The organism is Rhodococcus sp. 008, assembly GCF_001682295.1.
Taxonomy (GTDB): domain Bacteria; phylum Actinomycetota; class Actinomycetes; order Mycobacteriales; family Mycobacteriaceae; genus Rhodococcus_F; species Rhodococcus_F qingshengii.
In genome coordinates, this window is the sequence record NZ_CP012749.1 from 3198839 (window position 1) to 3222053 (window position 23215).

Here is a 23215-nt window from a genome sequence, read left to right on the forward strand (position 1 = left end):
GGACCGAGCGACGTTGTACGACAGTCGAAGGGGTGTAAATCTCTGGGCAAGTCACATACGTTGCGACGAGATGTTGCCGCCGTCGACAACCAATTCCGTTGCGGTGATGTAACTTGCTTCGTCGGACAGCAGGAAGCGGACAGCGTGTGCGATTTCCTCCGGGCGACCGAGCCTGCCGAGGAGGATGCGTCGTTCGAATGCCCCGTCACCCAATGCGTCTACGGTCGGCTGAAGCAGAGGGGTCAGAATCTGTCCGGGAGAGACGCAGTTGATCCGAATGCCGTCCGGGCCCAGTCGGTCCGCCAGCGATCGGACCATCGACAACATCCCACCCTTTGCAGCGGAGTAGACAGGGTTGATTGCATTGCCCAAAGTTGCGTTGATCGAAGCGATTCCGACTATTGCCGAACCGGGATTGGCCGTGAAATCAGGCATCAACTGTTGAACCAACAGGATGAGCGGACGTAGATGGGTGTTGATACCCGTCTCCCACACGTCGAGCGTCACTCCTTCGAGGGATCCGATATCGACGACCCCGGCGGAGTGAACAAGTCCGCCGATGGAGGGAAGTGAGGAACGGGTTGTGGCCAATGCGGCCGCGTAGTCGTCCGCTCTCGTGAGATCGATTCCCACTCCGATGGCGTCGATGCCGAATTCGGAGGAGATCACGGCTGCCTGATCGACCGCTTTTGCCTCGTCGATATCCCAGAGAGCGACTGGTCGTCGGATCGCCGCGAGCGCGCGGGCGGAGGCCAATCCGATTCCGGATGCGCCGCCGGTGATGATCACGCCTGTCGACGGGGATGAAGCATTCATGTGTCCTCCTGATTTTGAAGCGTTCTGCTCGGCGCCGCATGATCTGATGGGCTCCGGTCATCACTGTGACGAGGGATGGATTCGGGCTCAACGAACATGACCGATCATCGGTATAGGTGCTGGTGAGAGCCCATGCAGATGCATCTCCCGCTGCGTGGGAAACGTACTGGCGTCGTGTGTCCACGGAAGCTCAGATGGGCGGAACGAATGTTGGCTGCCGAAGCGGCGGGCCACCGGAACGGAGACATCGATGTTGATCGGACCGATCACCGAAGAGTCCATCCCCATGTCAACTCTCGACAGACTGTCGGTGGTGGTGGACTGCTTTCGTGACGCGCCTCGGCTGACATTGGGGGAGGTGGCGCGCCGAACCGGGATTCCGCGATCGTCCGTGCACCGGATGCTACTGAAACTCGTGAGGATGAACTGGCTACGCCGCGAAGGACTCGAGTACGAGATAGGCGACAAGCTAGGAGATCTGGGCGCGCTCTCGCTGTATCGAAACAAAGTGGATCGAGTGGTTACGCCCCTACTTCAGCAATTACATTTCGTGACTGGACACGCCGTGCACCTCGGGGTGTTGGAAGGAAACCATGTGCGCTACATCCAGAAGATCGGGAGCCTGATGGTCCCCGACCTTCAGACTCGCGTCGGCTCACGTATCCCAGCGCAAGCGTCGACCATCGGGAAGTCACTGTTGAGCGCCGGTCACAGATCGGTGGCATCGTCGCACAACGCCAATGGCGTTCGCCAACACGCAGTTGCGTTCGGAATCTGCAATTCCGGGATGGGCTGTATCGGCGCGAGAATCGGGGTGCTCGACCACATGCCAGTAGGTCTCTCGATTTGTGGGCCCTTGATTCGCGGCACGATAGACAAGAGGAACGCCGCTCCCGTACAGATGGCGGCAGCAGCGATCTCGCAGTATTTCGGAATGATCGACGGGTTCGAGCAGGAGAAGACGGGATAGTCCGACAAACGCAAAGAGCGCGCCTCCTCCGACTCCGCGTAAAGCGCAGTGGGGGAGACGCACTCGGATGAATCTGCGTCAGCGAAGAGCCGCAAGCGCGTCGATACGCTTGGCCGCGTCCTCCATGATGTTCTCGATCAGTTCCTTGCAGCTGGGCAGATCGTTGATCATGCCGACAACCTGACCCGAAGCAAGAACACCGGCTTCCGTGTTGCCCTCGACCAGTCCGGCCTTGAGCAACATCGGGGTGTTGGCTGCCATGATGATCTGCATCAGCGTGCGGTCACCCGACCGCTTCATTGCGAGACCGTCCTTGGCGAGGGTCGACCACTTCATGCCCGTCATGGCCTTGAATTTTGTGGCATTCTTGGCCGCGGCGATCAAACCGGTTGCATAGCTGGAACCTTCGAGGCTGTTGACCAGGTCGGTGTTGAGCACACGATGAGGCATGCCATCGACCTTGCGGGAGACAGTCGTATCCGTCAGTCCGCGCTTGAGATACTCCTGTTTGACGGAATCGGGCACCGAAGAGTCGCTGGTGAGAAGGAATCGCGTTCCCATCGCGACACCGGCAGCGCCGTACGCCAGTGCGGCAGCCAGCCCGCGGCCGTCGAAGAATCCGCCACCGGCGATGACCGGAATATCGACCGCGTCGAGAACCGAGGGGAGAAGCAATGTCGTGGCCACACCGCCGGTATGGCCACCACCTTCGCCGCCTTGGACGATGACGGCGTCCGCGCCCCAGGATGCAACCTTGACCGCGTGCTTCGCGGCACCGATCGAGGGCACGACGACGATGCCGTGGTCCTTGAGCTTGGCGATCAGTTCCTTCTTGGGAGCCAACGCAAACGACGCGACCTTGACGCCTTCACGGATCAGCAGATCCGCGCGTTGCGGGGCGTCAGTGGCGTCGGCACGCATGTTGACGCCGAACGGCTTGTCCGTGAGCTGCTTCGTCTTCTTGATCGCGTGCTCGAGCTCGTCGTACGTCATCGTGGCCGAAGCCAGGATGCCGAGACCGCCCGCGTTGGCCGTTGCCGACGTGAGAGCGGGACCGGAAACCCAGCCCATACCCGTCTGCACGATCGGGTACTCGACACCGACCAGTTCGGTCAGCGCGGTCTTCAGGGTGGGGGTCATGCCGAGACCTCACGGTCCCGGAGGTTGCGCGGATCGAGGGTTTCGCGGATGAGGTGAAGTTCTTCGGCGGTGGGGTCACGGGTGATACCGGCCTCGGCGAGTCCGGCAACCTCGAACGAGGTGTTCTCGGCTACCTCTTCGGCGGTGACGCCGGGGTGAAGGCTCAACGCGCGGAAAGTGTTTCCCGGTCCGCCGAAGTCGAAGACACCGAGGTTGGTGACAACGCGGGGGATGTTCAGGTACTTGTAAGCCGGATTCTCGGGATCGATCTGGTCGTAGCCGACACCGCACACCACGTCGACCTTGTCGACGAACACTCGCTTGGAGTGCTTGGGGACGAAGTAGCTCGTCGCGTGGTTGATGGTGTTACCCGGGGCGCCGCGCACACCGAACATCTGACGCGTCGGCTGCTGAAGCGGGCCGAAGGCGGAGAGGTTCTGGTTGCCGTGGCGATCGAGCTGATTGGCGCCCATGACTACGTGACGGCGGCCGGAAGCGACGACGTCGAACACCTTGCGGAAAGGGATCCATCCTTCGACGGGGCCCTTTGTTCCGACGGCCGGAGTGTCCTCGAGAATGAGGGCTTCACCATCGGTGATCAGCAGGTCGGGTTCGGTGGTGAGTCGAGCCAGGCGAGCGCCGATGGTGGACGACGTCGACATCGGGCTGGCCATGATTTCGCCTGCACCGGAGAAGATTTCAGCGCAAGCGAGAACAACGTACTCTGCGCGGGTGACGGTGGATTCGCTCATTTTGCCTGCTCCCCTGCCTTTGATGAATCGGCAAACTTCTTTACTGCGGCTTGGTAGTCCTCTTCGCTGCCGGAGAGGAAGGTGTCGACGAACGCCTGCCACGACTCGGGGGTCTTGGCGGACTCGGCGTAGTGACGCTGGAACTTCTCGTCGCGGCCGTAGCTTTCGCCGGCCAACGTGAAGTGCGCACCATTGGGTGCCTCGACGACGGCGTCGACCATCATGCGGTTGAGCAGAAGGTTCTGCAGTGGAACGGATTTGACCAGTTCCTCGGTCTCGACGATGCGTTCGACGGAGACGTATCGCTTTTCGGCGGCCATGCAGTACAGGTCGTCGAAGTACGGGTCGACGCCGTTGTACGCGGCATTGCCGTGCTTGTCACCGAGATTGAGATGAACGAACGACGCATCGAGGTTGAGCGCAGGCATCGCGATCAAGGTCTCGGAGCGGCCGTCGGCCTCGGGGTACGGGGAGGTGACGGTCTTGAGTTCGTCGCCCCAGAAGCTGCGGACATCCGAACCCAGGCCGGCGCGGATCGGGAGGAAGGGAAGGCGAGCGGCAGCTGCTTCGAGGCCACATTTGACCATGCCTTCGTCCATCTCGCGGACTTCGATCTCACCGGCGGTGCGTGCCTTGGCAAACCACGGGTCGTAGAACGGCGCGGAGTCGAGGGACACGAAACCGTAGTACGCCTTCTTGACCTTGCCTGCCGAGCACAGCAGTCCGAGATCCGGTCCGCCGTAGGTGACCACGGTCAGGTCTTTGACGTCCGAACGCAGAATCGCACGAACGAAGGCCATCGGCTTGCGGCGAGATCCCCAGCCGCCCAAGCCGATAGTCATTCCGCTGCGGAGTTCGCCGACTACCTCGTCGAGCGACTTCGTCTTGTCACGCTTGCTAGCCATGTTTGTCTCAGCCTTCCTTCTGGGTTGCGTTCTCGCGCGGCTTGCCGGTGGCGACGAACTCGTCGCGGTGTTCGTCGGACACGCCGAGGAGGTTGAGTTCGAAGGTGTAGCCCTGCTCGAGGCGGTAGCTGCCCTTGACGTCCACCGGGTCGATGCCGTTGATGGCTTCCTTGGCGCACCGGATGATGCGGGTGTCCTTGGCGGCGATCTTCGCGGCGATCTCGCGAGCGCACTCGTCGAGCTTCTCGCGCGGGACCACGTCGTAGACGCTGCCGAACTGCTTGAGTGTGTGCGCGTCGACGCTCTGTGCGGTGTAGTAGAGCGTGCGCATCATGTGCTGTGGCACCAGCCTCGAGAGGTGTGTGGCAGCGCCGAGTGCGCCGCGGTCGACCTCGGGGAGGGAGAAGATCGCGTCGTCGGAAGCGACGATCACGTCCGCGTTGCCGACGAGTCCGATGCCGCCGCCGACACAGAATCCGTTGACGGCCACGACGACGGGTACAGCACAGTCGTAGACGGCCGCGAAGGCCGCGGCGCAACCGCGGTTGGCGGCGACCAGCGCGTCGAATCCCTCGGTGGCCTGCATCTCCTTGATGTCGACGCCGGCGTTGAATCCGCGTCCCTCGGCTCGCAGGATCACTACGTGAGTGTTGAGATCCTTGCCCGCGTCGAGGATGGCGTCGGCAAGCTCGAACCATCCCTTGGACGGGATTGCATTGACCGGCGCGTAGTCGATGGTGACCGTGGTGATGCCGGTTCCGTCGGAGGAGGTGCTGATGCCCATATCGGGATTCCTTACGTCTGTGTACCAAACCAAGCGATTGCTTGGTAAGTTAGCACACAAGCGGAGCCGACAAGCCCGAGCAGAGTGCATTAGGAGACAAATATGAGTGGATTGGTCGACGGACGCGTAGTCATCATCACCGGGGCTGGCCGCGGTATCGGACGTGCGCATGCATTGGCATTTGCTGCCGAGGGCGCCAAGGTCGTCGTCAACGACATCGGTGCGGGTGCCGACGGTTCCGCGACCGGTGAGAGTCCGGCCGAGCAGGTTGTCGCGGAGATCATCGCCGCCGGTGGCCAAGCAGTGGTCAACGGAGACGACATCGCCGACTGGGCGGGCGCCGAGAATCTGATCAAGACCGCGATCGACACCTTCGGTGGCCTGGACGTACTCGTGAACAACGCAGGCTTCCTGCGGGACCGCATGCTGGTCGGCATGAGCGAAGGCGAGTGGGACGCGGTGATTCGCGTGCACCTCAAGGGGCACTTCGCGCCGCTCCGTCACGCAGCTGCCTACTGGCGCGCCGAGGCCAAGGCAGGCAAGACCGTCGACGCACGCATCATCAACACCAGTTCGGGTGCAGGACTGCAGGGTTCGATCGGCCAGGGCAACTACGCCGCGGCCAAGGCCGGCATCGCCGAGATGACCATCCAGGCCGCCGCCGAGCTCAAGAATTACGGAGTCAGTGTCAACGCGATCGCGCCTGCTGCGCGCACACGCATGACTGTCGGCGCGGGCGGGGCGATGGCAGAAGCGATGGCAGCTCCGGAAGAGGGCTTCGACGCCATGGCTCCCGAGAACATCTCGCCGCTGGTCGTCTGGCTCGGTAGCGCCGAGTCCAAGGACGTCACGGGCCGGGTGTTCGAGGTAGAGGGCGGAAAGATCACCGTCGCGGAGGGCTGGCGTCACGGCCCGAGCGAGGACAAGGGAGATCGCTGGGACCCGAAGGAGATCGGGCCCGTCGTGGCAACGCTGTTGGAGAAGGCGGAGATTCCGACGCCGGTGTACGGGGCGTAGGGCCTCCGGCCCTGTGAGTGGTTAAGGAGTGCAGGAACTCCTCAACCACTCACAGGCGGCGTGCCGCCTACGCGGGCGCCCGAACCACCAACACGGTGCCGGGGAACTCAGCTGCGAGTTCGCGCCGCGAATGCTTCACGCAGGCGGTGCCGTAGCCCTTCTTGCGAGATTCCGGCGCGATCCAGATCGCCACGTTCACCTCTTGGCCGTCGAGTTCGCCGAATACCAGGCCGACGCTCTTCGGGCCGTCACCGGAGACGTCCTCGGCGACGAACCAGGCAGCGCTCTCGTCGTCGATCCGACCGAGACCGCCGACGCGCTCGGCTTCGATCCGATCCTCGCTCCACGGCTTGCCGTCTTCGCCGAGCTGCTCGGCCGAGCGAATCGTGAACAGTGCCTTGTCTTCTGCGCTGTCGCTGAACGGACGCAGGGTGAAGTTCTGCCCGCTGCTCGCGGGACGATCGAGCGTCGTCCATTCGAGAGTGGCGTCGAGATTCTCCAGCTCGCCCTGGATGCGATCGCGCGCTGCCTTGGTCAGTGCGCTGAACTTGAGGCTCAGAACTGCTTCGGCATTTGCTTCCGACGTGCCGAGGAGTTCCGCGACGGTGGTCAGTGCCTCCTGGTGGTCCTTGCTGTCGACCACTGCGTCCAGCACCTCGTGGCGACGCTCCAGCGCACGCACGAGGGCTGAGGTGATCTCGCGTCGGTCCAGGATTTGATCTTGAATATGCGTCGTCATATATGCGACTCCTTGCTGTGTTCGAGGCTCTGTCGAAACGCCGTGCGGACCGTACGAGTCAATAGTGCTCCAACTCGCCGGTTATGGCACGCGTTCAGCCTCCGGTGCGGCGAACGAGCCGTTCGTAGCGCTGGCGGGCGGCTTGAGTGCTTCCGAGTCCCAGTCCGAAAGCGATGTCCTGCCAGGTCATGCCCCGTTCGCGGGCAATCCCGAGGAACAGTGCTTCCAGCTGTTCCATTTCGGCTCGGGCCTTGGGGATCAGAGTCAACGCAGCCATGACGTCGGCATCGTCGACCTCGGGTTCGTTCGGCTGCGGTGTGTCGGTGCCACCCGCAAGACGAGCCACGACGCGCACCGCGCCGTAGGGCTCGAGCATCTCCGGATGAGATTGCCGCGCGCGCTGGCTTGGGGTCGCGCCGTGGCGCTCGCTGATTCGAAAGAGTCCGGCGTACTCGCGATGTGGGCGTTCGCGGCCGGAATCGATCGGTCTGAACTGGTCATCGGTCATGAACCCAGGGTGGCACGAACCCGGGTCGATGTAAACGTTTTGTTGTAAACAGTCCGTTTAATTCTTCAGTGGCTCGCACACGATGACGGGAATGACCCGGTCGGTCCAGGCCTGATAGTTGTCGAAATCCGGATACATCGCCCTCAACATCGGCCACAGCCGAGCGCGCTCGTCCTCGGCCGCGACGCGGGCTTTCATCGAGCGGATCCGAGACTTGATCTGCACCGTCACCACCGGGTCTGCCTTGATGTTGAGGTACCACATCGGGTTCTTCGGAAGACCGCCTTGCGACGCCACCAGAATCACGTTCTCGCCGTCCTCGAGGAACAGCAGCGGGCTGATCCGCTCCTCGCCGGATTTGCGACCGGTGGTGGTCAGCAGGCAGATCGGCAGCCCGCGAGGGAACGCGCTGCCGACCCGCCACTTGCTACCCAGCCGCCCGTCGGTGGCGCGATACATCGCGACGTTCGCCTTCGACATCCACTTGATGATCTTGACCGTCGCCGGAGCGTCGAGTCCCTTGGGTTTGGCTGGGGGAGTAGTCATCTCAGATACGCTCGATGATGGTTCCGGTGGCCAGTGCGCCGCCGGCGCACATCGTGATCAGAGCCGTCGAGCCGTTGCGACGCTCGAGTTCGTGCAGTGCGGTGGTGATCAGGCGAGATCCCGTGCTGCCGACCGGATGGCCGAGAGCGAGCGCGCCGCCGTTGACATTGACGTTGTCGAAGTCAGGTTCGTGAACCTGAGCCCAGGACAGTGCGACGGATGCGAATGCTTCGTTGATCTCGAACAGATCGAGATCGCCGATCTTCATTCCGCTCTTCTCCAGGACACGGCTGGTTGCCTGCACCGGTCCGTCGAGGTGGAATTCCGGTTCCGAGCCGACCAGCGCCTGGGCGATGATGCGGGCTCGCGGCTTCAATCCGAGCGCGCGAGCCTTGTCCTCGTCCATGAGCAGGACTGCGGCCGCGCCGTCGGAGATCTGGGAAGACGTTCCGGCCGTGTGAATCCCGCCTTCGAGGACGGGCTTCAGTCGGGCAAGGGACTCCGCCGTCGTATCGCGCAGGCCCTGATCGCGATTGACGACCTTGGTCTCGCCCGTGAGGTTTCCTTCCTTGTCGACCTGGGGTGCCGAGAGTTCGAGAACCTCGCGGTCGAAACGTCCTTCCTCCCAAGCCTGCTTGGCCAGCGCCTGCGAGCGGACGCCGAGGGCTTCGATGTCGTCGCGGGTCAGTCCGCGTCGACGCGCGATGCGTTCTGCAGCTTCGAATTGGTTGGGCATGTCGATGTCCCACGTCGCGGGTCGGCGCGGCCCGGCCTGATCGCCGACGTTGGCGCCGAGGGGAACCTGGCTCATGGCTTCGATGCCGCAGGCGATACCGGCGTCGATGGCGCCGGTGGCGATCAGACCGGCGATCAGATGGTTCGCCTGCTGGGCCGAACCGCACTGGCAGTCCACGGTGGTTGCGCCGGTCTGCCACGGAAGTCCGGCGTGCAGCCAGGCCGTGCGCGTGATGTTGTTGGACTGAGCGCCGGCCTGGGTGACGCAGCCGCCGATCACCTGCTCGATCAGCAACGGGTCGATTCCCGACCGGTCGAGAACTCCCTTTTGTGCAGCTCCGAGGATCTCGGCGGCGTGCAGACCGGCGAGCCAACCTCCGCGCTTGCCGATCGGTGAACGGACAGCCTCGACGATTACTGGTGTGCCCACAGCGGGCTCCTTTCCTTGTAATGAAAAAGTAGAACAGGTTCTCTGCGGGAAGCAAGACCTGCCGACGTTTCCTTTCCTAGTAAGCAGGCTTGTGTTTCAATGAGAGTAGAACGTGTTACACATCACGGATCCCCATCACCCCTGTGATGAAAAGGCTTAGGGCAGGAGACATCAGTGGCACAGCCCGCATTCCCCGAGGGAATCGACTTCACGGACCCCGACATCTACGCGGAACGCATGCCGTTCGAGGAGTTCGCCGAACTCCGGAAGACGGCCCCCGTGTGGTGGAATCCGCAGCCCCCGGAAATCGGTGGATTCCAGGACGAGGGCTTCTGGGTGGTCACCCGTCATGAAGAGGTCAAGGAAGTTTCGCAGCGAAGCGACATCTTCTCGACCCACGAGAACACTGCGATTCCTCGCTTCGCCGACGACATCCCGCGTGAGAACGTCGAGATGCAGCGATTCATTCTCATCAACAAGGACGCTCCGGAGCACACCAAGCTGCGCAAGCTGGTATCTCGTGGATTCACCCCGCGCGCCATCAACAGCCTGCGCGAGGAACTGACCGAGCGTGCCGAAAAGATCGTCACGACCGCGGCTGCCGGCGGTGCCGGTGACTTCGTGGTTCAGGTCGCGTCCGAACTTCCGCTGCAGGCAATCGCCGAGCTTCTCGGTGTGCCGCAGGAAGATCGAATGAAGCTCTTCGACTGGTCCAACCAGATGACGTCGTACGACGATCCCGAGTTCGACATCGACCCGCAGGCAGCGTCGATGGAGATTCTGGGATACGCGTACCAGATGGCGGATCAGCGCAAGAAGTGTCCCGCCGATGACATCGTCACCAAGCTCATCGAAGCTGACATCGACGGAAATGAGCTCTCCCCAGAGGAATTCGGCTTCTTCGTGATCCTGCTTGCGGTCGCGGGTAACGAGACCACTCGCAATGCCATCACACACGGCATGGTTGCCTTCCTCGACAATCCCGACCAGTGGGAGCTGTACAAGAAGGAACGCCCCAAGACGGCGGCCGACGAGATCGTTCGTTGGGCGACCCCGGTGACTTCCTTCCAGCGCACCGCGCTCGAAGACACCGAACTCGGCGGACAGAAGATAAAGAAGGGCGATCGCGTCGTGATGATGTACGCGTCGGCCAACTTCGACGAGGACGTCTTCGAGAACCCGACGAAGTTCGACATCATGCGTGACCCCAATCCGCACCTCGGATTCGGCGGCACCGGTGCGCACTACTGCATCGGCGCCAACTTGGCCCGTCTGGAAATCGATCTGATCTTCAATGCGATCGCCGATCACCTACCCGACATCACCAGGCTCGGGGATCCCCGACGCCTTCGCTCGGGCTGGCTCAACGGCATCAAAGAGTTTCAGGTTGATTACAAGACATCGGGCTGCCCGGTCAAACACTGATCCGGACATATACTGACCTGGTAACCGGCGAGTAGGTTCTGTGTAGGTTTTCGGGAGTTGCCTCTGCACTCTCGAACACGCAGAACTACAGTAGACGTTCCGGGAAGCCACTTGTTGGCAACCTGGAACTGCGGCGGCGTCTGCGGGATCCCTCATCTCCCGTAGGCGCCGCCGTTTGTAGTTCAATCTCCAATTCAGCCGCCGTACGGTTTGGTGATGGCTTCCAGGAAATGTCCCGACGGGTCGAGGAAGTAGACCCCACGCCCACCGTCGTTGGTGTTGAAGCCGGTACTCGACTGGCGCGGATCGGCCCAGTGATCCAGTTTCAACGCCTGTATCCGCTGGTAGATGCCGTCGAAGTCATCCTCGGAGACGAGGAAGGCATAGTGCTGAGACGCAACCTCGGCGCCTTCTTCCACCTGTGCGAAGTCCAACGTCACGCCGTGCTCGAGTTCAACGCCGAGAAAGTAGCCGGCTTCGACTGGGCCTGGAAGACCGAACATGTGAGTGAAGAACCACGCAGACTCTTGTCGGTCTTTTGCGGCGATGATGGTGTGATTGAACGAAATGGTCATGAGTGACCCCTTGCGGTACGACGCCTCCATGCCTGACGCAGTCCGTCATCGACACGCGACGTTGGGAACCAGGAAACCATTTCGAGGTTCTCGGTGCAAGTACGACAGGCTGATTCGAATACGACGAGCGCGGCCCCGGTCGATGACCGGGGCCGCGCTCGTACTGTGGGTTCTCAGGCTTTGCGTGCCGTCTTCATCGCACGGTCCACTTCCCAGAATGCTCGAAGCGACGCGATCTTGCCGTCGTCGTTCACCCGGTAGACGAACACGCCCTCGGCGTCGATGATCGAGCCGCCGATGGTGGTTCGGATCTTGCCGATGTTGACGTTCTCGTTGCCGCACACCAGGGAATCGTCGATCAGAAATTCGAGCTTGTCCGCGTTCGCGATCGTCATGTCGTAGAACTTGGAGATCGCTTCGCGCCCGTGATGGCCTTTGCCTTCGGGATCGAAGCCCGAAGGCCCGACCGGATCTTCCACCCAACCGTCCTCGGCGAAGAGGTCCAGCCAGGCTTCCTTGTTCTTGCCACTCGCTGCGGCGCGCGAAGCGTTACCCGCGACGCGGGCGGGGTGTTCGTCGGTCATCGCGGCTCCTCAGTTGATGTACTGCTCGGCGAATTTGCGCATCGAATCCTGCTTTGCCTCCAGCGGGGCATCGAATCCGATTCCGTCGAAAACCCAAGGCACGGTGATGATGTCCGTGACGCCGGCATCTTCGAGCTCTGCGTAACCGTCCTTGCCGAAACGGTCGATGCACACCGTCTGGATTTCGAATGGCTCGTTCTCGCGGCCGTACTCGGCGCGCAGTTCGCGTAGTCGTGCGATCACACCCACCAGGTCGTCGAACTTGATCATCGCCGAGGTCCAACCGTCGCCGACTCGCGCAGCACGCTTGAGTGCGACCTCGGTGTGGCCGCCGACGTAGAACGGAACCGGCTTGGTGGGGGCCGGGCTCATCTGCAGGCGATCGAAATCGAAGAACTCACCGTGATACTCGACCATGCCGCCGCCGAGGATCAGTTTGAGGACGTCGATCATCTCGTCCACACGTGCGCCCCGACGCTTGTACGGAGCGCCGCACCACTCGAACTCTTCCGGAGCCCAACCGATTCCGACGCCGAAGCCGAAACGGTTGTTCGTCAATGCGGCCACGGAACCGACCTGCCGCGCGAGCAGGACGGGATTGCGGCTACCCAGCTTGAGCACCTGGGTGTAGAACTCGATCTTCTCGGTCACCGCGCCCATTGCAGCCGCGGCGATGAGCGGATCGACCCAGGGGGTCTCGGCATTCCACATCCGAGACCCGTCCGGGGTGTACGGGTAATCCGCCGCCTGCGTTTCCATGAAGAACAGTGAATCGGGGAGAGCGATCGACGAAAAGCCGCATTCCTCGGCAGTTTTGGCGATACCGGCTAACTGGTCCAAGGGGTTCATGGCAACCCCGACGGTGTACTTCATCTTCGGCCTCTTCCTGATCGGCGTGTGTGCTGCTGCTTACGTGGTGGGACGTTCGGAGCCGACGACCCACATCGAGAAGTACTGCGAGCCACCGCCGTAGGCATGGCCGAGAGCCTTGCGAGCATCGGCTACCTGGTGATCGCCGGCGCGGTGCATGACCTGCATCGCCGACTCGGCAAAACGGATCATGCCCGAGGCGCCGATCGGGTTGGAGGAGAGAACACCGCCCGAGGCATTGACCGGGAGCTTGCCGCCGATCGCGGTTTCACCCGCCTCGGTGAGCTTCCAGCCCTGGCCTTCCTCCGCGAAGCCGAGGTTCTCGAGCCACATCGGCTCGAACCACGAGAACGGGACATAGATTTCGGCGCAGTCGATCTCGTTGAGCGGATCGGTGATTCCCGCTGACTTCCACAGTGCTGCTGCAGCGTCACGGCCGGCCTGCGGATTGACCTGATCGCGTCCGGCATAGAAGGTCGGCTCGGTGCGCATCGCCGTCGCGTGGATCCACGCGACCGAACGACCCTCGGCCTCGACCTGTGCGGCCGCTTCCTCGTTGCCGATCACCAGAGCGCACGCGCCATCCGAGGACGGGCAGGTCTCGTCGTAGCGGATCGGATCCCAGAGCATCTGAGATGCCTGTACCGATTCGAGAGTGATGTCCGGCTGCCGCAAGTGCGCATACGGATTGAGGCTGCCGTTGAGTCGATCCTTCACAGCGACGAGGTAGCCGATGTGCTCCGGTGCGCCCGATCGACGAATGTACGAACGGACGTGCGGCGCGAAGTATCCACCGGCACCGGCGCCGACGGGCATGTTGAACGGAACCGGTACGGACAGCGCCCACATGGCGTTCGACTCGGACTGCTTCTCCCAGGAAACCGTCAGAACCCGCTTGTGGACACCGGATTTGACCAGGCTGGAGGCGACGATAGCCGTCGAACCGCCCACCGATCCGGCAGTGTGAACACGCAGCAACGGCTTTCCGTTTGCGCCCAGAGCATCCGACATGGCGAGTTCGGGCATCATCGAACCCTCGAACAGGTCGGGGGCCTTTCCGATGACGACGGCGTCGATGTCGTCCCAGCCGACGTTGGCGTCGAGCATCGCGGCGTCGATGGCTTCACGAACCAAGCCCGCCATCGAGACATCGTGACGCTTTGCGACGTAGTGAGTTTGGCCGGTGCCGAGCACGGCCGCGAGTTGAGGCGTTCCGGCCATCAGTTCCGTCCCTCCAAGACTGCTACCAGGTTCTGCTGCAGCACAGGGCCGCTTGTTGCATGGGCCAGAGCGCGATTCGCCTGGCCGTCGAAGATTGCCTTGGCGGCGTGGCCGATTCGTTCCAGACCACCGGCGAACAGTGGGTTGCCGCTGAGCGGACCGCCGGACGGATTGATCGTGGTGGCGTCGGTCAGGCCGATCGCTTCCTTCAAGATCAATTCCTGGTGAGTGAACGGTGCGTGCAGTTCGGCGACGTCGATGTTGCCGACCTCGCCGCCCGTTGCCGCCTTGGCTGCGGACGTAGTGGACGGTGAGGTGGTCAGGTCACGTGCACCCAGGTTGGGGGAGTCGATGCGATGCTCGAGTCCGGTGATCCACGCCGGCCGCTCGCAGAGATCGCGGGCGCGGTTACCCGAGGCCAGGACGATTGCTGCCGCGCCGTCGGTGATGGGCGCACAATCGTGTGCGCGCAACGGATCTGCGAGGAAGGGGCTGGCGAGAAGGGCCTCGATGTCGACCTCGCCTGCGAGCTGAGCCTTCGGATTACTCAGCGCGTGACGACGGCTACGAGCGGCAACCTCCGCCATGTCCTCTTGCGTCCACTTACCCGCGTCGAGTCCGAGTCGGGCTTGAAGTCCGGCGATCGAGACCGAATCGGGCCACAGCGGAGTGACGAGGTACGGATCGAGCTGCATGGACAGGATCTTGCGCAGGTGCCCGGCGGAGGACTTGCCGAATCCGTACACCAGCGCGGTCTCGACCTCGCCGGTCAAGATCTTGATCCACGCTTCGTAGAAGGCCCACGCAGCGTCCATCTCGACGTGAGATTCGTTGATCGGCGGGACCGCTCCGATGGAGTCGATGGCCGAGATGAAGGAGAACGCTCGTCCGGCCAGGTAGTCGGAAGATCCGGAGCACCAGAAGCCGATGTCTGACTTGGTGATTCCCAGATCGCTGTAGAGCTGCTGGAAGCACGGGACGAGCATCTCGACGCCGTTGGTGGTGCCGTTGGTTTCGCGGACGTGGGGTGCCTGAGCAAAGCCCACGACTGCGATGTCTGCAGAAGTCATTTCAGGAGCCTCACAGGTGGTGTTGGAAGGTGGAGTACTCGGCGTCGGGTTCACCTGTCGGCCGGAAGTATTCGATGTTCTCGAGGGTGTAACCCCACTCTTCGCGAGGCTTCCACTTGGCTTCGACGCGCATGCCCATGCGTACGTCCGCGGCATCACATTCGAGAATCAAGTGCAGGAACGGAATGTCGGCCCCGTCGAGAAGCACGTAGGCGGCCACGTAGGGCGGTTTGATTCGCTGCCCGAGGAACGGGACGTTGACGATGCAGAAGGTGGTGACAATTCCCTTGTCCGGCAGTTCGATCTGCTCGCTCGTCGGCTTCCCGTTGGTGGGATTCGCGCCGCGCGGTGGGATGTAGATCTTGTCTTCGGGTCCGCTGCGACCACCGATCAGCTTGCCTTCTGCGAGACCACGGAGGTAGAAACTCTCCTCGGCCGAAGCGGAATGCATGAAGTGCAGGTCGACAGGCGTCGTGATCATGGTGACAGGATCGGCGCTGGAATCGACTGTCGCGATTCCATTTTCGCTCTCACCTGGTTCGAAGCACTCGATGTCCTTGATCTGCCCGATCCGCTCCGACGCCCAGCGAGCACGAACCCGCAGGCCGGTGCTGATGTCGTCGGGGGAGTCGACGTCGACTGCGTGGAGCATGGACGTGTCCGCGCCGTCGAGCTTGATCAGGGCCCACGCGAAAGGCTTCGTCAGGGGTTGACCCTCGATGGGTTCGGGCATCCACGTCCAACTCACGACCGTTCCGCCGTCGGAGACTCCGACGAAGTCGGTCAGTGGTTCGGCCGTATCCGGATCGAATTCCGGTGGCGGCACGAAGACACGACCGTTCGACCCACGTGCGCCGATCACCTTGCGATCACGCAGGGCAGTCACGAACGCGCCGATGGTCGGTCCCGTCGATCTGGTGTAGTCGAAATGGAGATTCAATGGTGCGCTCAGGGGCTTGTCGGCCACCCCGCTCTTTCCGATGGTCACAAGATCGAGTAGAACAGGTTCTAGAGATTGTGGCAAGAGTCACTTCTGATCACCGGCAATGTGGAGGCCTGCGATGAAGCTTGGGTTGCAACTCGGATACTGGGGCGCGCAGCCGCCGGCAAACGCCCCGGAACTGATCGAGGCCGCGGAAGGCGCGGGATTCGACGCGGTCTTCGCGGCGGAGTCGTGGGGCTCGGACGCGTTCACCCCGCTCGCCTGGTGGGGATCGCGCACCGAGAACGTCCGTCTCGGCACCTCCGTCGTACAGATTTCGGCGCGAACACCGACCAGCTGTGCCATGCACGCGCTCACTCTCGATCACCTCAACGGTGGGCGAACGATCCTCGGGCTCGGCGTATCCGGACCGCAGGTCGTCGAAGGTTGGTACGGCCAGCCATTCGAGAAGCCGCTCGCGCGCACCCGCGAATACGTCTCGATCGTGCGCCAGGTCCTCGCCCGTGAAGCGCCCGTCACCAGCCCCGGCCCCCACTACCCTCTGCCGTATGCGGGACCGGGCAGTTCGGGACTTGGCAAGCCGCTCAAGCCCATTACGCACCCGCTGCGTGCGGACATCCCGATCTGGCTCGGCGCCGAAGGGCCGAAGAACGTCGCGCTCGCCGGTGAAATCGCCGACGGCTGGCTGGCGATCTACTACACCCCGCGCCTGGCCCCGATGTACAACAAGTGGCTCGACGAAGGGTTCGCGCGCGCCGGGGCCCGTCGCAGTCGCGAAGACTTCGAGGTGGCCGCCACGTGCCAGGTCATCGTGACTGACGATCGCGCCGCTGCCATCGCCGCTCTCAAGCCGATGACCGCCCTCTACGTCGGCGGAATGGGCGCCCCGGAGTTGAACTTTCACGCGCAGGTCTACAAGCGGATGGGCTACGAGAAGGAGGTCGACGAGATCGGTCGCCTCTTCATGTCGGGCCGCAAGGACGAAGCTGCTGCCGTCGTCCCCGACGAGATGGTCACCGAGACCATGATCATCGGCAACGTCGACGAGGTGCGCGCAGACGTGAAGCGTTGGGAGGAAGCCGGAGTCACGATGCTGCTGGTGACCTGCCGCGACGCCGACCATGTGCGTGAGCTTGCAGCTGCGGTGGGTGGTTGAGCGAGGCCCGCCCTTTTTTCGAGCGGTACCCCCCCTTTTTTCGAGCGAACGGCACGTTCAGCGCATCTGAGGCGCTGAACGTACCTTTCGCTCGCCCAAAGTTATCCACAGGCGCACCGAAACCCCAGTTCGCCGCCGGGGCCCGCGCTGATGCTCGAGTCATGCTGCAACCATGCGGCGAGGAACGTGGGGCGATGATCTGGACGCGATTTACCGCGTCAGTCGAAGCGGAGTGATCCGAACGGCGGAGTTGGCGCGATTGGGCGTGTCCAACTCCGCAGTGCACACCCGGTGTCGGGTAGGTGGACCGTGGCAGCGCATATTGCCGGGGGTCATTCTGCTCAGAAACGGTCAACCGACGCCACGTCAACGCTCGATCGCTGCGCTCATGTTGAGCGGTGACGATTCCCTGCTGACGGGGCGATCAGCCATGTCGGAGTACGGATATCGAACGCACTCGGGGGATGTGCAGGTGCTCATCCCCATCGACCGTCGAGTTCAATCGGTTGGGTTCGTCACGGTGGAGCGCACTGTTCGACTGCCCGAGCCGGAGATTCGGAACGGTCTGCGCTGTGCTCCGCTGCCGCGAGCGTTACTCGACGCTGCGAGGCGGTACAAGGCGCTCGATCCCACACGGGCACTCATCGCTGAGGCTGTTCAGCGCGGCGATGTCTCGGTGCGCGAACTTGCGAAGGAACTCGAAGCGGGTAGCAGTCGGGGTTCCGCGCTACCTCGGGTCGTGTTGCGCGAAGTGAACGCGAACGTCCACTCGGTTCCGGAGGTTCACGCGCGAAAATTGTGGCAGCGGAGCGGGCTGCCGGAAATGTTGTTCAACCATGAGATCCGGGATGCCAACGGGGACTTCATCGCAGTTCCGGACGGATGGATCGATTCGGTTGCCTTCGCGTGGGACATCGACTCCTTGGAATGGCATGCCGCGCCGACGGACTACAAGCGCACGGTGGAGCGTCGGACGCGTATGCAGAATGCGGGAATCATCGTGTTGCCGACGGTGCCCAGTGCACTGCGAACGGACCCTGATCGCGTGATCGAGGACCTGCGTGCGCACTACAGATTGGCGCAGTCACGTTCCCGGCCGCAGGTGTTCGCGAGGTCGAGATGGGTGAAATTGGACGAAACCGGCTGAGCGAAAGTGCCTTTCGGCGCACTGAAGGCGCCGAAAGGTACGTTCGCTCGAAAAGGGGGTGGGTGGGACCGAGAGCGGACAGGAAAGGGGGCTCAGGCGGGGGTCGGTCAGACGGGGGTGGCTCAGACAGGGGTGGGTCAGACACCCTTGAACTGGGGCGCCCGCTTCTCACCGAAAGCCCGCGGGCCCTCCTTGGCGTCGGCGCTCATGAACACCTTCATACCCAGCTGTGCGTCGATCTGGAAGGCCTCTTCCTCGTGCATGCCCTCGGTGTCGCGGATGGTCTTGAGAATCGCCTGCACGGCGAGAGGGCCGTTTGCACTGATCAGGTCCGCGAGCTCCAGCGCCTTGTCGAGGGCTTGGCCGTCCGGGACCACGTGGCCGATGAGCCCGATCTCCTTGGCCTCCGGAGCCTTGATGTGACGACCGGTGAGCAGGATGTCCGCCGCGATCGTGTACGGAATCTGTCGCACCAGACGCACTGCGGAACCGCCGAGCGGGAAGAGCCCCCACTTGGCTTCGGAGACGCCGAACTTGGCGCTCTCACCCGCGACGCGGATGTCGGTGCCCTGCAGGATTTCGGTTCCGCCGGCGATAGCTGCACCCTCGACGGCGGCGATCAGTGGCTTGGTCAACCGACGGCCCTTGAGGAGGCCTTCGATCTTGGACATGTCGACGCCACCGCCCGCGAAGGAATCTCCCGGCGGCTTGGCGGACATGTTCTTGAGGTCGGCGCCGGCGCAGAAGTCGCCGCCCGCACCGGTGAGGATGGCGACACGGATTTCGGGGTCGTTGTCGACCTGATCCCAGGCGTCGACCATGATCGCCATCATCTCGCCGGTGATGGCGTTCTTACGCTCGGGGCGATTCATGGTCACGATGAGAACGTGGCCACGCTTCTCCACGAGGCAATGCGGCGCGGTTTCCGAAATGTCTGATTTTTCGGTCGTCGAAGTGGACACTGATGGCTCCTGGCGGGTCTGTGAGCTGGCTCTCAAATTGGGTCTTGCCAGAAACGGTAACACGTTCTACTTTGAACTCGTGGCCCTTAACATCGCAGACTTCGTAGAGCACGCAATCGACCTCGTTCCGGACCGCGTTGCGCTGGTCTCGGACAACCGCGAGATGACTTATGCACAGTTGGAGGACCGAGCAAACCGCCTCGGTCACTACCTGCGTGAACATGGCGTTCAGCCGGGTGACAAGGTCGGCATCTACTGCCGGAACGTCATCGAGGCGATCGAGGCCATGGTCGCGGTCTTCAAGATCCGGGCCGTGATGGTGAACATCAACTACCGGTACGTCGAGAACGAGTTGCAGTACATCTTCGACAACTCCGACATGGTTGCGCTCATTCACGAGCGCCGCTACTCGGACAAGGTCGCGAACGTCCTGCCGAACACTCCCAAGGTCAAGTCCGTCATCGTGGTCGAGGACGGCACCGATCTGGACTTCAGTGCTTTCGGCATCGGCTACGAGGACGCACTCGCGCAGAGTTCGGGTGAGCGTGATTTCGAAGAGCGCAGCAACGACGACATCTTCATGCTCTACACCGGCGGCACCACCGGAAGTCCCAAGGGCGTCATGTGGCGTCACGAGGACTGGTGGCGTGTTCTCGGCGGAGGCATCAACTTCGTCACCGGAGTTCCGGTCGAGGACGAGTACGAGATGGCGAAGGTCGGCGCAGCCAACCCGAGCATGATCCGCTACCCGATCCCTCCGATGATTCACGGCGGTTCGCAGTCGGCGGTATTCCACAGCCTCTTCGGCGGTGGAACCTGTTTGATGCACCCGGAATTCGACGCCCACGAGGTGTGGCAGAACATCGACAAGCACAAGGTCAACCTGATCTTCATCACGGGTGACGCGATGGGCCGTCCGATGCTCGACGCACTCATCGCCGGAAACCCGGAGACCGGTGAGCCGTACGATCTTTCGACGCTCTACGTGATGGCCAGCAGTGCTGCACTCTTCTCGCCGAGTATCCAGGAGCAGTTCCTCGAACTGTTGCCCAACCGCCTGCTGACCGACTCCATCGGAGCATCCGAGACCGGCTTCGGCGGACTGGCCGTGCTGAGCAAGGGTCAGAAGCACACTGGCGGTCCGACGGTCAAGATCGACGCCTCCACAACGGTTCTCGACGACGACGGCAACGAGGTCGAACCCGGATCGGGCAAGCGCGGCATGCTCGCTCGCAAGGGCAACATCCCGCTCGGCTACTACAAGGACGAGGTCAAGACGGCCGAAACCTTCCGCACCATCAACGGCGTTCGCTACTCGATCCCCGGCGACTATGCGCAGGTCGAAGCCGACGGCACGGTCACGATGCTCGGCCGCGGTTCGGTGTCGATCAACAGCGGCGGCGAGAAGGTGTACCCGGAAGAGGTCGAGGGCGCTTTGAAGGCGCACCCGGACATCTTCGACGTCCTGGTGGTCGGTATCCCCGACGAGCGCTTCGGTCAGCGCGTTGCCGCAGTGGTCCAGGTACGCGAAGGCACGTCGCCGACGCTGCACGACATCGCCACCGCAGCACGCAAAGAGATTGCCGGATACAAGGTTCCGCGCAGCGTGTGGTTCGTGGACCAGATCAAGCGCAACCCGGCAGGCAAGCCCGACTACCGCTGGGCGAAGGCCGAAACGGAATCGCGCGAGGCCGATGATCACAACGGAAACGGCGCTCCTGTGGCGTCCGCAAACGAAAGCGTGGAAGCCTGATGCGTTCGGATCTCGCCGACAAGTTCGGCATCGAATACCCGATTTTCGGATTCACTCCTTCCGAGCACGTCGCGGCCGCGATCAGCCGCGCGGGAGGTCTGGGCGTGCTCGGTTGCGTCCGGTTCAACGACCCGGAAGAGCTCGAAGCCGCACTGACGTGGATGGACGAGAACACCGACGGTAAGCCGTACGGCGTCGACATCGTCATGCCGGCCAAGGTGCCGACCGAGGGCGGCGCCGTCGATCTCGACAAGCTGATTCCGGAGGAGCACCGCGCCTTCGTCAACCGCACGCTCGACGAGCTCGGTGTGCCGCCGCTTTCCGACGACGTCGAGCATGCGACCGGCGTACTGGGATGGCTTCACTCGGTGGCGCGGTCACACGTCGATGTTGCTCTGGGACACCGGATTGCGTTGATTGCGAATGCGCTGGGATCACCGCCGAAGGACGTCATCGATCAGGCGCACGAGAAGGGCGTACCGGTAGCAGCGCTGGCCGGCGCCGTCGAGCATGCGCGTCGTCACGTCGAGAACGGTGTCGACATCGTGATCGCGCAGGGCTACGAGGCCGGCGGTCACACCGGCGAAATTGCGTCGATGGTTCTCGTTCCGGAAATCGTTGATGCACTGGGTGATTCAGCTGCCGTACTGGCTGCCGGCGGTATAGGCAGCGGCCGTCAGGTGGCTGCCGCACTTGCACTCGGTGCGTCCGGAGTGTGGATGGGCTCGTACTGGCTCACCACGTCCGAATACAAACTCGGCAGTGCATCGGGCGATGGCCCGTCCGCTATTCAGCGTGCACTGTTGGGCGCGACGTCGGCCGACACCGTTCGTTCGCGCATCTACTCGGGTAAGCCCGCTCGGTTGCTCAAGACCAAGTGGACGGAAGCCTGGTCGAACCCGGGAGCACCGGCGCCCTTGCCGATGCCGCTGCAGAACCTTCTGGTCAGCGACGCTCATCAGAGAATCGCTGCATCGGAGAACCCGGAAGTTGTGGCAATGCCCGTCGGTCAGATCGTGGGACGGATGAACGAGATCCGCCCGGTCGCCGAGGTCATGGCAGAGCTGGTGTCCGGGTTCGAGGACGCGCGAACCCGACTGGATTCGATGAAGTAGTAGATGACACGTGCGTGTGCCCTCGGCCGAGTTTCGGCCGAGGGCACACGTCGTTTCAGCCGGCGAGGTCGTCCGGTCCGACGGTGTCCGACAACCATTCTCCGCGACTGAGGGCGCCGTCGTCGCGGCGGCGTGCGATCACGAAAATGACCAGGGCGGCAGCGAGGACAACTGCGAGAACGCGCGAAGGCGTCAGGTTCGGGTTCTTCATACCCGTAATTTTGCCGGAAGAACGGGCGCGATGGTGAGCCAGCGGAGCAAAATCACGTGTTTCGAAATTACTGCGCTTCCGACGCATGGAGACTGGCGATCCGCTCGCGCAGGCCACCGAAGTGCACATCGAGAGTGTGCGCCGCCTCGACTGCATCACCCGTACGGATCGCGTCGAGAATCGCACGGTGCTTCGACGCGATGTCGATCAGTGGCGTATCCGAATGCCCGATGGCCTGCTGGATCTCGCTGTACACCTGCCAGAAGACGTCCATCAATTGAGCGAGGACCTGGTTGTCCAGCGGGGAGTACAGGCGGGAGTGGAAGGTCGCGTCGATGTCGGAGAAGTTCTTCCCGGCTGCGGCACGGACCTCCATGCCGGTGACGAGTTCGTCGAGGTCGGCGTGGTCGGCCGACGTCATCTCGGCCATCGCCGCACCGATCAGTCCGGTCTCGAGTGCCTGACGAATGTCGACCAGTTCCATCGCCTCGTGCCCGGTGCCCTGCAAGGACAACCGGCCACGGAAGGTCAGGCCGTCGGCGAGAGCGTCGAAGTTGCTAGGGGCGACGAACATTCCGAAGCCGTGACGGATCTCGACGACACCCAAGGCCTGCAGAACCTTGAGCGCCTCCCGGAGCGTGTTTCGGCCGATACCCAATTCCTCGGACAGTTCGGCCTCGGTGGGCATCGGGTCGCCGGGGGAGAGCCTGCGTTCGAGGATCAAGTTCATGATGTCCGTCTGAAGTGCGCGCATGCGGTTTTGCGCGCTGAAACGAGCGCCCTGTGTGCCACTCCGGACAGACATCGATTCCCCTTTTCTGATACGAACGTCCTTCATCCT

Annotated in this window: 25 protein-coding genes; 7 read left to right on the top strand and 18 right to left on the bottom strand. The window is 62.7% G+C overall.

What is annotated here, in order from left to right; translation table 11 throughout:
- Positions 1-51: 51 nt before the first annotated feature.
- Positions 52-816, bottom strand: a complete 765-nt coding sequence (locus AOT96_RS14955) for an SDR family NAD(P)-dependent oxidoreductase (protein ID WP_007734247.1) — start codon at positions 814-816, stop codon at positions 52-54.
- A 250-nt stretch (positions 817-1066) separates the two neighbouring features.
- Here AOT96_RS14955 and AOT96_RS14960 point away from each other — a divergent pair, with 250 nt between their 5' ends.
- A complete protein-coding gene (locus AOT96_RS14960) occupies positions 1067-1786 on the top strand; it encodes an IclR family transcriptional regulator (protein ID WP_065351946.1) in 720 nt (239 codons plus the stop codon).
- 78 nt (positions 1787-1864) lie between these two features.
- Here the strand turns inward: AOT96_RS14960 and AOT96_RS14965 are convergent, their stop codons facing one another.
- From AOT96_RS14965 to echA20, 4 genes are read right to left on the bottom strand one after another with little or no spacing between them, the layout of a single operon-like run.
- Positions 1865-2926: an NAD(P)H-dependent flavin oxidoreductase gene (locus tag AOT96_RS14965; protein ID WP_019746967.1), complete on the bottom strand. Its 1062-nt coding sequence runs from the start codon at positions 2924-2926 to the stop codon at positions 1865-1867.
- Positions 2923-3678: a CoA-transferase subunit beta gene (locus tag AOT96_RS14970; RefSeq protein WP_065351947.1), complete on the bottom strand. Its 756-nt coding sequence runs from the start codon at positions 3676-3678 to the stop codon at positions 2923-2925. The genes AOT96_RS14965 and AOT96_RS14970 overlap by 4 nt, the downstream gene beginning before the upstream one ends.
- The gene (gene ipdA / locus AOT96_RS14975; RefSeq protein ID WP_065351948.1) at positions 3675-4583 is read right to left on the bottom strand and encodes a cholesterol ring-cleaving hydrolase subunit IpdA; all 909 of its coding nucleotides are present in this window, start codon (positions 4581-4583) and stop codon (positions 3675-3677) included. Before ipdA ends, AOT96_RS14970 begins: the two co-directional genes overlap by 4 nt.
- A 7-nt stretch (positions 4584-4590) precedes the next feature.
- Entirely contained in the window at positions 4591-5367 is a 777-nt protein-coding gene (echA20, locus tag AOT96_RS14980; RefSeq protein WP_003945611.1) for a (7aS)-7a-methyl-1,5-dioxo-2,3,5,6,7,7a-hexahydro-1H-indene-carboxyl-CoA hydrolase, read from the bottom strand.
- A 102-nt stretch (positions 5368-5469) separates the two neighbouring features.
- Here echA20 and AOT96_RS14985 point away from each other — a divergent pair, with 102 nt between their 5' ends.
- Positions 5470-6384, top strand: a complete 915-nt coding sequence (locus tag AOT96_RS14985; protein WP_065351949.1) for an SDR family oxidoreductase — start codon at positions 5470-5472, stop codon at positions 6382-6384.
- 67 nt (positions 6385-6451) lie between these two features.
- Here AOT96_RS14985 and AOT96_RS14990 read toward each other — a convergent pair whose 3' ends face one another.
- The 4 genes from AOT96_RS14990 to AOT96_RS15005 form a co-directional block, all read right to left on the bottom strand.
- Positions 6452-7123 carry a GNAT family N-acetyltransferase gene (locus AOT96_RS14990; protein WP_003945460.1) on the bottom strand — a complete coding sequence of 224 codons (672 nt, stop codon included), beginning with the start codon at positions 7121-7123 and terminating at the stop codon, positions 6452-6454.
- Between the two features lie 94 nt (positions 7124-7217).
- Positions 7218-7631 carry a DNA-binding protein gene (locus AOT96_RS14995; RefSeq protein ID WP_065351950.1) on the bottom strand — a complete coding sequence of 138 codons (414 nt, stop codon included), beginning with the start codon at positions 7629-7631 and terminating at the stop codon, positions 7218-7220.
- Between the two features lie 57 nt (positions 7632-7688).
- Positions 7689-8177, bottom strand: a complete 489-nt coding sequence (locus tag AOT96_RS15000; protein ID WP_065351951.1) for a nitroreductase family deazaflavin-dependent oxidoreductase — start codon at positions 8175-8177, stop codon at positions 7689-7691.
- A gap of 1 nt (position 8178) precedes the next feature.
- Complete coding sequence (locus AOT96_RS15005) at positions 8179-9342, bottom strand: steroid 3-ketoacyl-CoA thiolase (RefSeq protein WP_065351952.1); 1164 nt, start codon at positions 9340-9342, stop codon at positions 8179-8181.
- 174 nt (positions 9343-9516) lie between these two features.
- Here AOT96_RS15005 and AOT96_RS15010 point away from each other — a divergent pair, with 174 nt between their 5' ends.
- Positions 9517-10767 (top strand): cytochrome P450, encoded by a 1251-nt coding sequence (locus tag AOT96_RS15010; protein WP_007734267.1) that lies wholly within the window; start codon positions 9517-9519, stop codon positions 10765-10767.
- A gap of 194 nt (positions 10768-10961) precedes the next feature.
- Here the strand turns inward: AOT96_RS15010 and AOT96_RS15015 are convergent, their stop codons facing one another.
- The 6 genes from AOT96_RS15015 to AOT96_RS15040 form a co-directional block, all read right to left on the bottom strand.
- Positions 10962-11342 carry a VOC family protein gene (locus AOT96_RS15015; RefSeq protein WP_020906296.1) on the bottom strand — a complete coding sequence of 127 codons (381 nt, stop codon included), beginning with the start codon at positions 11340-11342 and terminating at the stop codon, positions 10962-10964.
- A gap of 173 nt (positions 11343-11515) precedes the next feature.
- Positions 11516-11926, bottom strand: coding sequence for a nuclear transport factor 2 family protein (locus AOT96_RS15020; RefSeq protein ID WP_007734269.1), 411 nt, complete (start codon positions 11924-11926; stop codon positions 11516-11518).
- A gap of 9 nt (positions 11927-11935) precedes the next feature.
- Positions 11936-12799, bottom strand: a complete 864-nt coding sequence (locus tag AOT96_RS15025; RefSeq protein ID WP_019746978.1) for a TIGR03619 family F420-dependent LLM class oxidoreductase — start codon at positions 12797-12799, stop codon at positions 11936-11938.
- Between the two features lie 36 nt (positions 12800-12835).
- Positions 12836-14017 (bottom strand): thiolase domain-containing protein, encoded by a 1182-nt coding sequence (locus AOT96_RS15030; RefSeq protein ID WP_007734272.1) that lies wholly within the window; start codon positions 14015-14017, stop codon positions 12836-12838.
- A complete protein-coding gene (locus AOT96_RS15035) occupies positions 14017-15087 on the bottom strand; it encodes a thiolase domain-containing protein (protein WP_003945801.1) in 1071 nt (356 codons plus the stop codon). Before AOT96_RS15035 ends, AOT96_RS15030 begins: the two co-directional genes overlap by 1 nt.
- A 10-nt stretch (positions 15088-15097) precedes the next feature.
- Positions 15098-16075: a Zn-ribbon domain-containing OB-fold protein gene (locus AOT96_RS15040; RefSeq protein ID WP_019746979.1), complete on the bottom strand. Its 978-nt coding sequence runs from the start codon at positions 16073-16075 to the stop codon at positions 15098-15100.
- A 73-nt stretch (positions 16076-16148) separates the two neighbouring features.
- Between AOT96_RS15040 and AOT96_RS15045 the strand changes: the two genes are divergently transcribed.
- Both AOT96_RS15045 and AOT96_RS15050 read left to right on the top strand, forming a co-directional pair.
- A complete protein-coding gene (locus tag AOT96_RS15045) occupies positions 16149-17186 on the top strand; it encodes an LLM class F420-dependent oxidoreductase (protein WP_019746980.1) in 1038 nt (345 codons plus the stop codon).
- 172 nt (positions 17187-17358) lie between these two features.
- Positions 17359-18333 (top strand): hypothetical protein, encoded by a 975-nt coding sequence (locus tag AOT96_RS15050; protein ID WP_065351953.1) that lies wholly within the window; start codon positions 17359-17361, stop codon positions 18331-18333.
- A 137-nt stretch (positions 18334-18470) separates the two neighbouring features.
- Here AOT96_RS15050 and AOT96_RS15055 read toward each other — a convergent pair whose 3' ends face one another.
- A complete protein-coding gene (locus AOT96_RS15055) occupies positions 18471-19295 on the bottom strand; it encodes a crotonase/enoyl-CoA hydratase family protein (RefSeq protein ID WP_007734275.1) in 825 nt (274 codons plus the stop codon).
- A 79-nt stretch (positions 19296-19374) separates the two neighbouring features.
- On the opposite strand from AOT96_RS15055, the gene AOT96_RS15060 reads away from it, so the two are divergent.
- The gene (locus AOT96_RS15060; protein ID WP_039973409.1) at positions 19375-21048 is read left to right on the top strand and encodes an acyl-CoA synthetase; all 1674 of its coding nucleotides are present in this window, start codon (positions 19375-19377) and stop codon (positions 21046-21048) included.
- Positions 21048-22163 (top strand): NAD(P)H-dependent flavin oxidoreductase, encoded by a 1116-nt coding sequence (locus AOT96_RS15065; protein ID WP_007734277.1) that lies wholly within the window; start codon positions 21048-21050, stop codon positions 22161-22163. Before AOT96_RS15060 ends, AOT96_RS15065 begins: the two co-directional genes overlap by 1 nt.
- Before the next feature lie 55 nt (positions 22164-22218).
- Here the strand turns inward: AOT96_RS15065 and AOT96_RS35720 are convergent, their stop codons facing one another.
- Positions 22219-22374 carry a hypothetical protein gene (locus AOT96_RS35720; protein WP_003945810.1) on the bottom strand — a complete coding sequence of 52 codons (156 nt, stop codon included), beginning with the start codon at positions 22372-22374 and terminating at the stop codon, positions 22219-22221.
- Positions 22375-22441: 67 nt separating this feature from the next.
- Positions 22442-23179 (bottom strand): FadR/GntR family transcriptional regulator, encoded by a 738-nt coding sequence (locus AOT96_RS15070; RefSeq protein ID WP_007734278.1) that lies wholly within the window; start codon positions 23177-23179, stop codon positions 22442-22444.
- Between the last annotated feature and the right edge of the window lie 36 nt (positions 23180-23215).

Excerpts from the sequence above, each read along its gene's own strand:
- AOT96_RS14955 (WP_007734247.1), bottom strand. The coding sequence starts at position 816 with ATGAATGCTTCATCCCCGTCGACAGGCGTGATCATCACCGGCGGCGCA.
- AOT96_RS14960 (WP_065351946.1), top strand. The coding sequence starts at position 1,067 with ATGTTGATCGGACCGATCACCGAAGAGTCCATCCCCATGTCAACTCTC.
- AOT96_RS14965 (WP_019746967.1), bottom strand. The coding sequence starts at position 2,926 with ATGACCCCCACCCTGAAGACCGCGCTGACCGAACTGGTCGGTGTCGAG.
- AOT96_RS14970 (WP_065351947.1), bottom strand. The coding sequence starts at position 3,678 with ATGAGCGAATCCACCGTCACCCGCGCAGAGTACGTTGTTCTCGCTTGC.
- ipdA (WP_065351948.1), bottom strand. The coding sequence starts at position 4,583 with ATGGCTAGCAAGCGTGACAAGACGAAGTCGCTCGACGAGGTAGTCGGC.
- echA20 (WP_003945611.1), bottom strand. The coding sequence starts at position 5,367 with ATGGGCATCAGCACCTCCTCCGACGGAACCGGCATCACCACGGTCACC.
- AOT96_RS14985 (WP_065351949.1), top strand. The coding sequence starts at position 5,470 with ATGAGTGGATTGGTCGACGGACGCGTAGTCATCATCACCGGGGCTGGC.
- AOT96_RS14990 (WP_003945460.1), bottom strand. The coding sequence starts at position 7,123 with ATGACGACGCATATTCAAGATCAAATCCTGGACCGACGCGAGATCACC.
- AOT96_RS14995 (WP_065351950.1), bottom strand. The coding sequence starts at position 7,631 with ATGACCGATGACCAGTTCAGACCGATCGATTCCGGCCGCGAACGCCCA.
- AOT96_RS15000 (WP_065351951.1), bottom strand. The coding sequence starts at position 8,177 with ATGACTACTCCCCCAGCCAAACCCAAGGGACTCGACGCTCCGGCGACG.
- AOT96_RS15015 (WP_020906296.1), bottom strand. The coding sequence starts at position 11,342 with ATGACCATTTCGTTCAATCACACCATCATCGCCGCAAAAGACCGACAA.
- AOT96_RS15020 (WP_007734269.1), bottom strand. The coding sequence starts at position 11,926 with ATGACCGACGAACACCCCGCCCGCGTCGCGGGTAACGCTTCGCGCGCC.
- AOT96_RS15025 (WP_019746978.1), bottom strand. The coding sequence starts at position 12,799 with ATGAAGTACACCGTCGGGGTTGCCATGAACCCCTTGGACCAGTTAGCC.
- AOT96_RS15030 (WP_007734272.1), bottom strand. The coding sequence starts at position 14,017 with ATGGCCGGAACGCCTCAACTCGCGGCCGTGCTCGGCACCGGCCAAACT.
- AOT96_RS15035 (WP_003945801.1), bottom strand. The coding sequence starts at position 15,087 with ATGACTTCTGCAGACATCGCAGTCGTGGGCTTTGCTCAGGCACCCCAC.
- AOT96_RS15045 (WP_019746980.1), top strand. The coding sequence starts at position 16,149 with ATGAAGCTTGGGTTGCAACTCGGATACTGGGGCGCGCAGCCGCCGGCA.
- AOT96_RS15050 (WP_065351953.1), top strand. The coding sequence starts at position 17,359 with ATGCGGCGAGGAACGTGGGGCGATGATCTGGACGCGATTTACCGCGTC.
- AOT96_RS15065 (WP_007734277.1), top strand. The coding sequence starts at position 21,048 with ATGCGTTCGGATCTCGCCGACAAGTTCGGCATCGAATACCCGATTTTC.
- AOT96_RS35720 (WP_003945810.1), bottom strand. The coding sequence starts at position 22,374 with ATGAAGAACCCGAACCTGACGCCTTCGCGCGTTCTCGCAGTTGTCCTC.
- AOT96_RS15070 (WP_007734278.1), bottom strand. The coding sequence starts at position 23,179 with ATGTCTGTCCGGAGTGGCACACAGGGCGCTCGTTTCAGCGCGCAAAAC.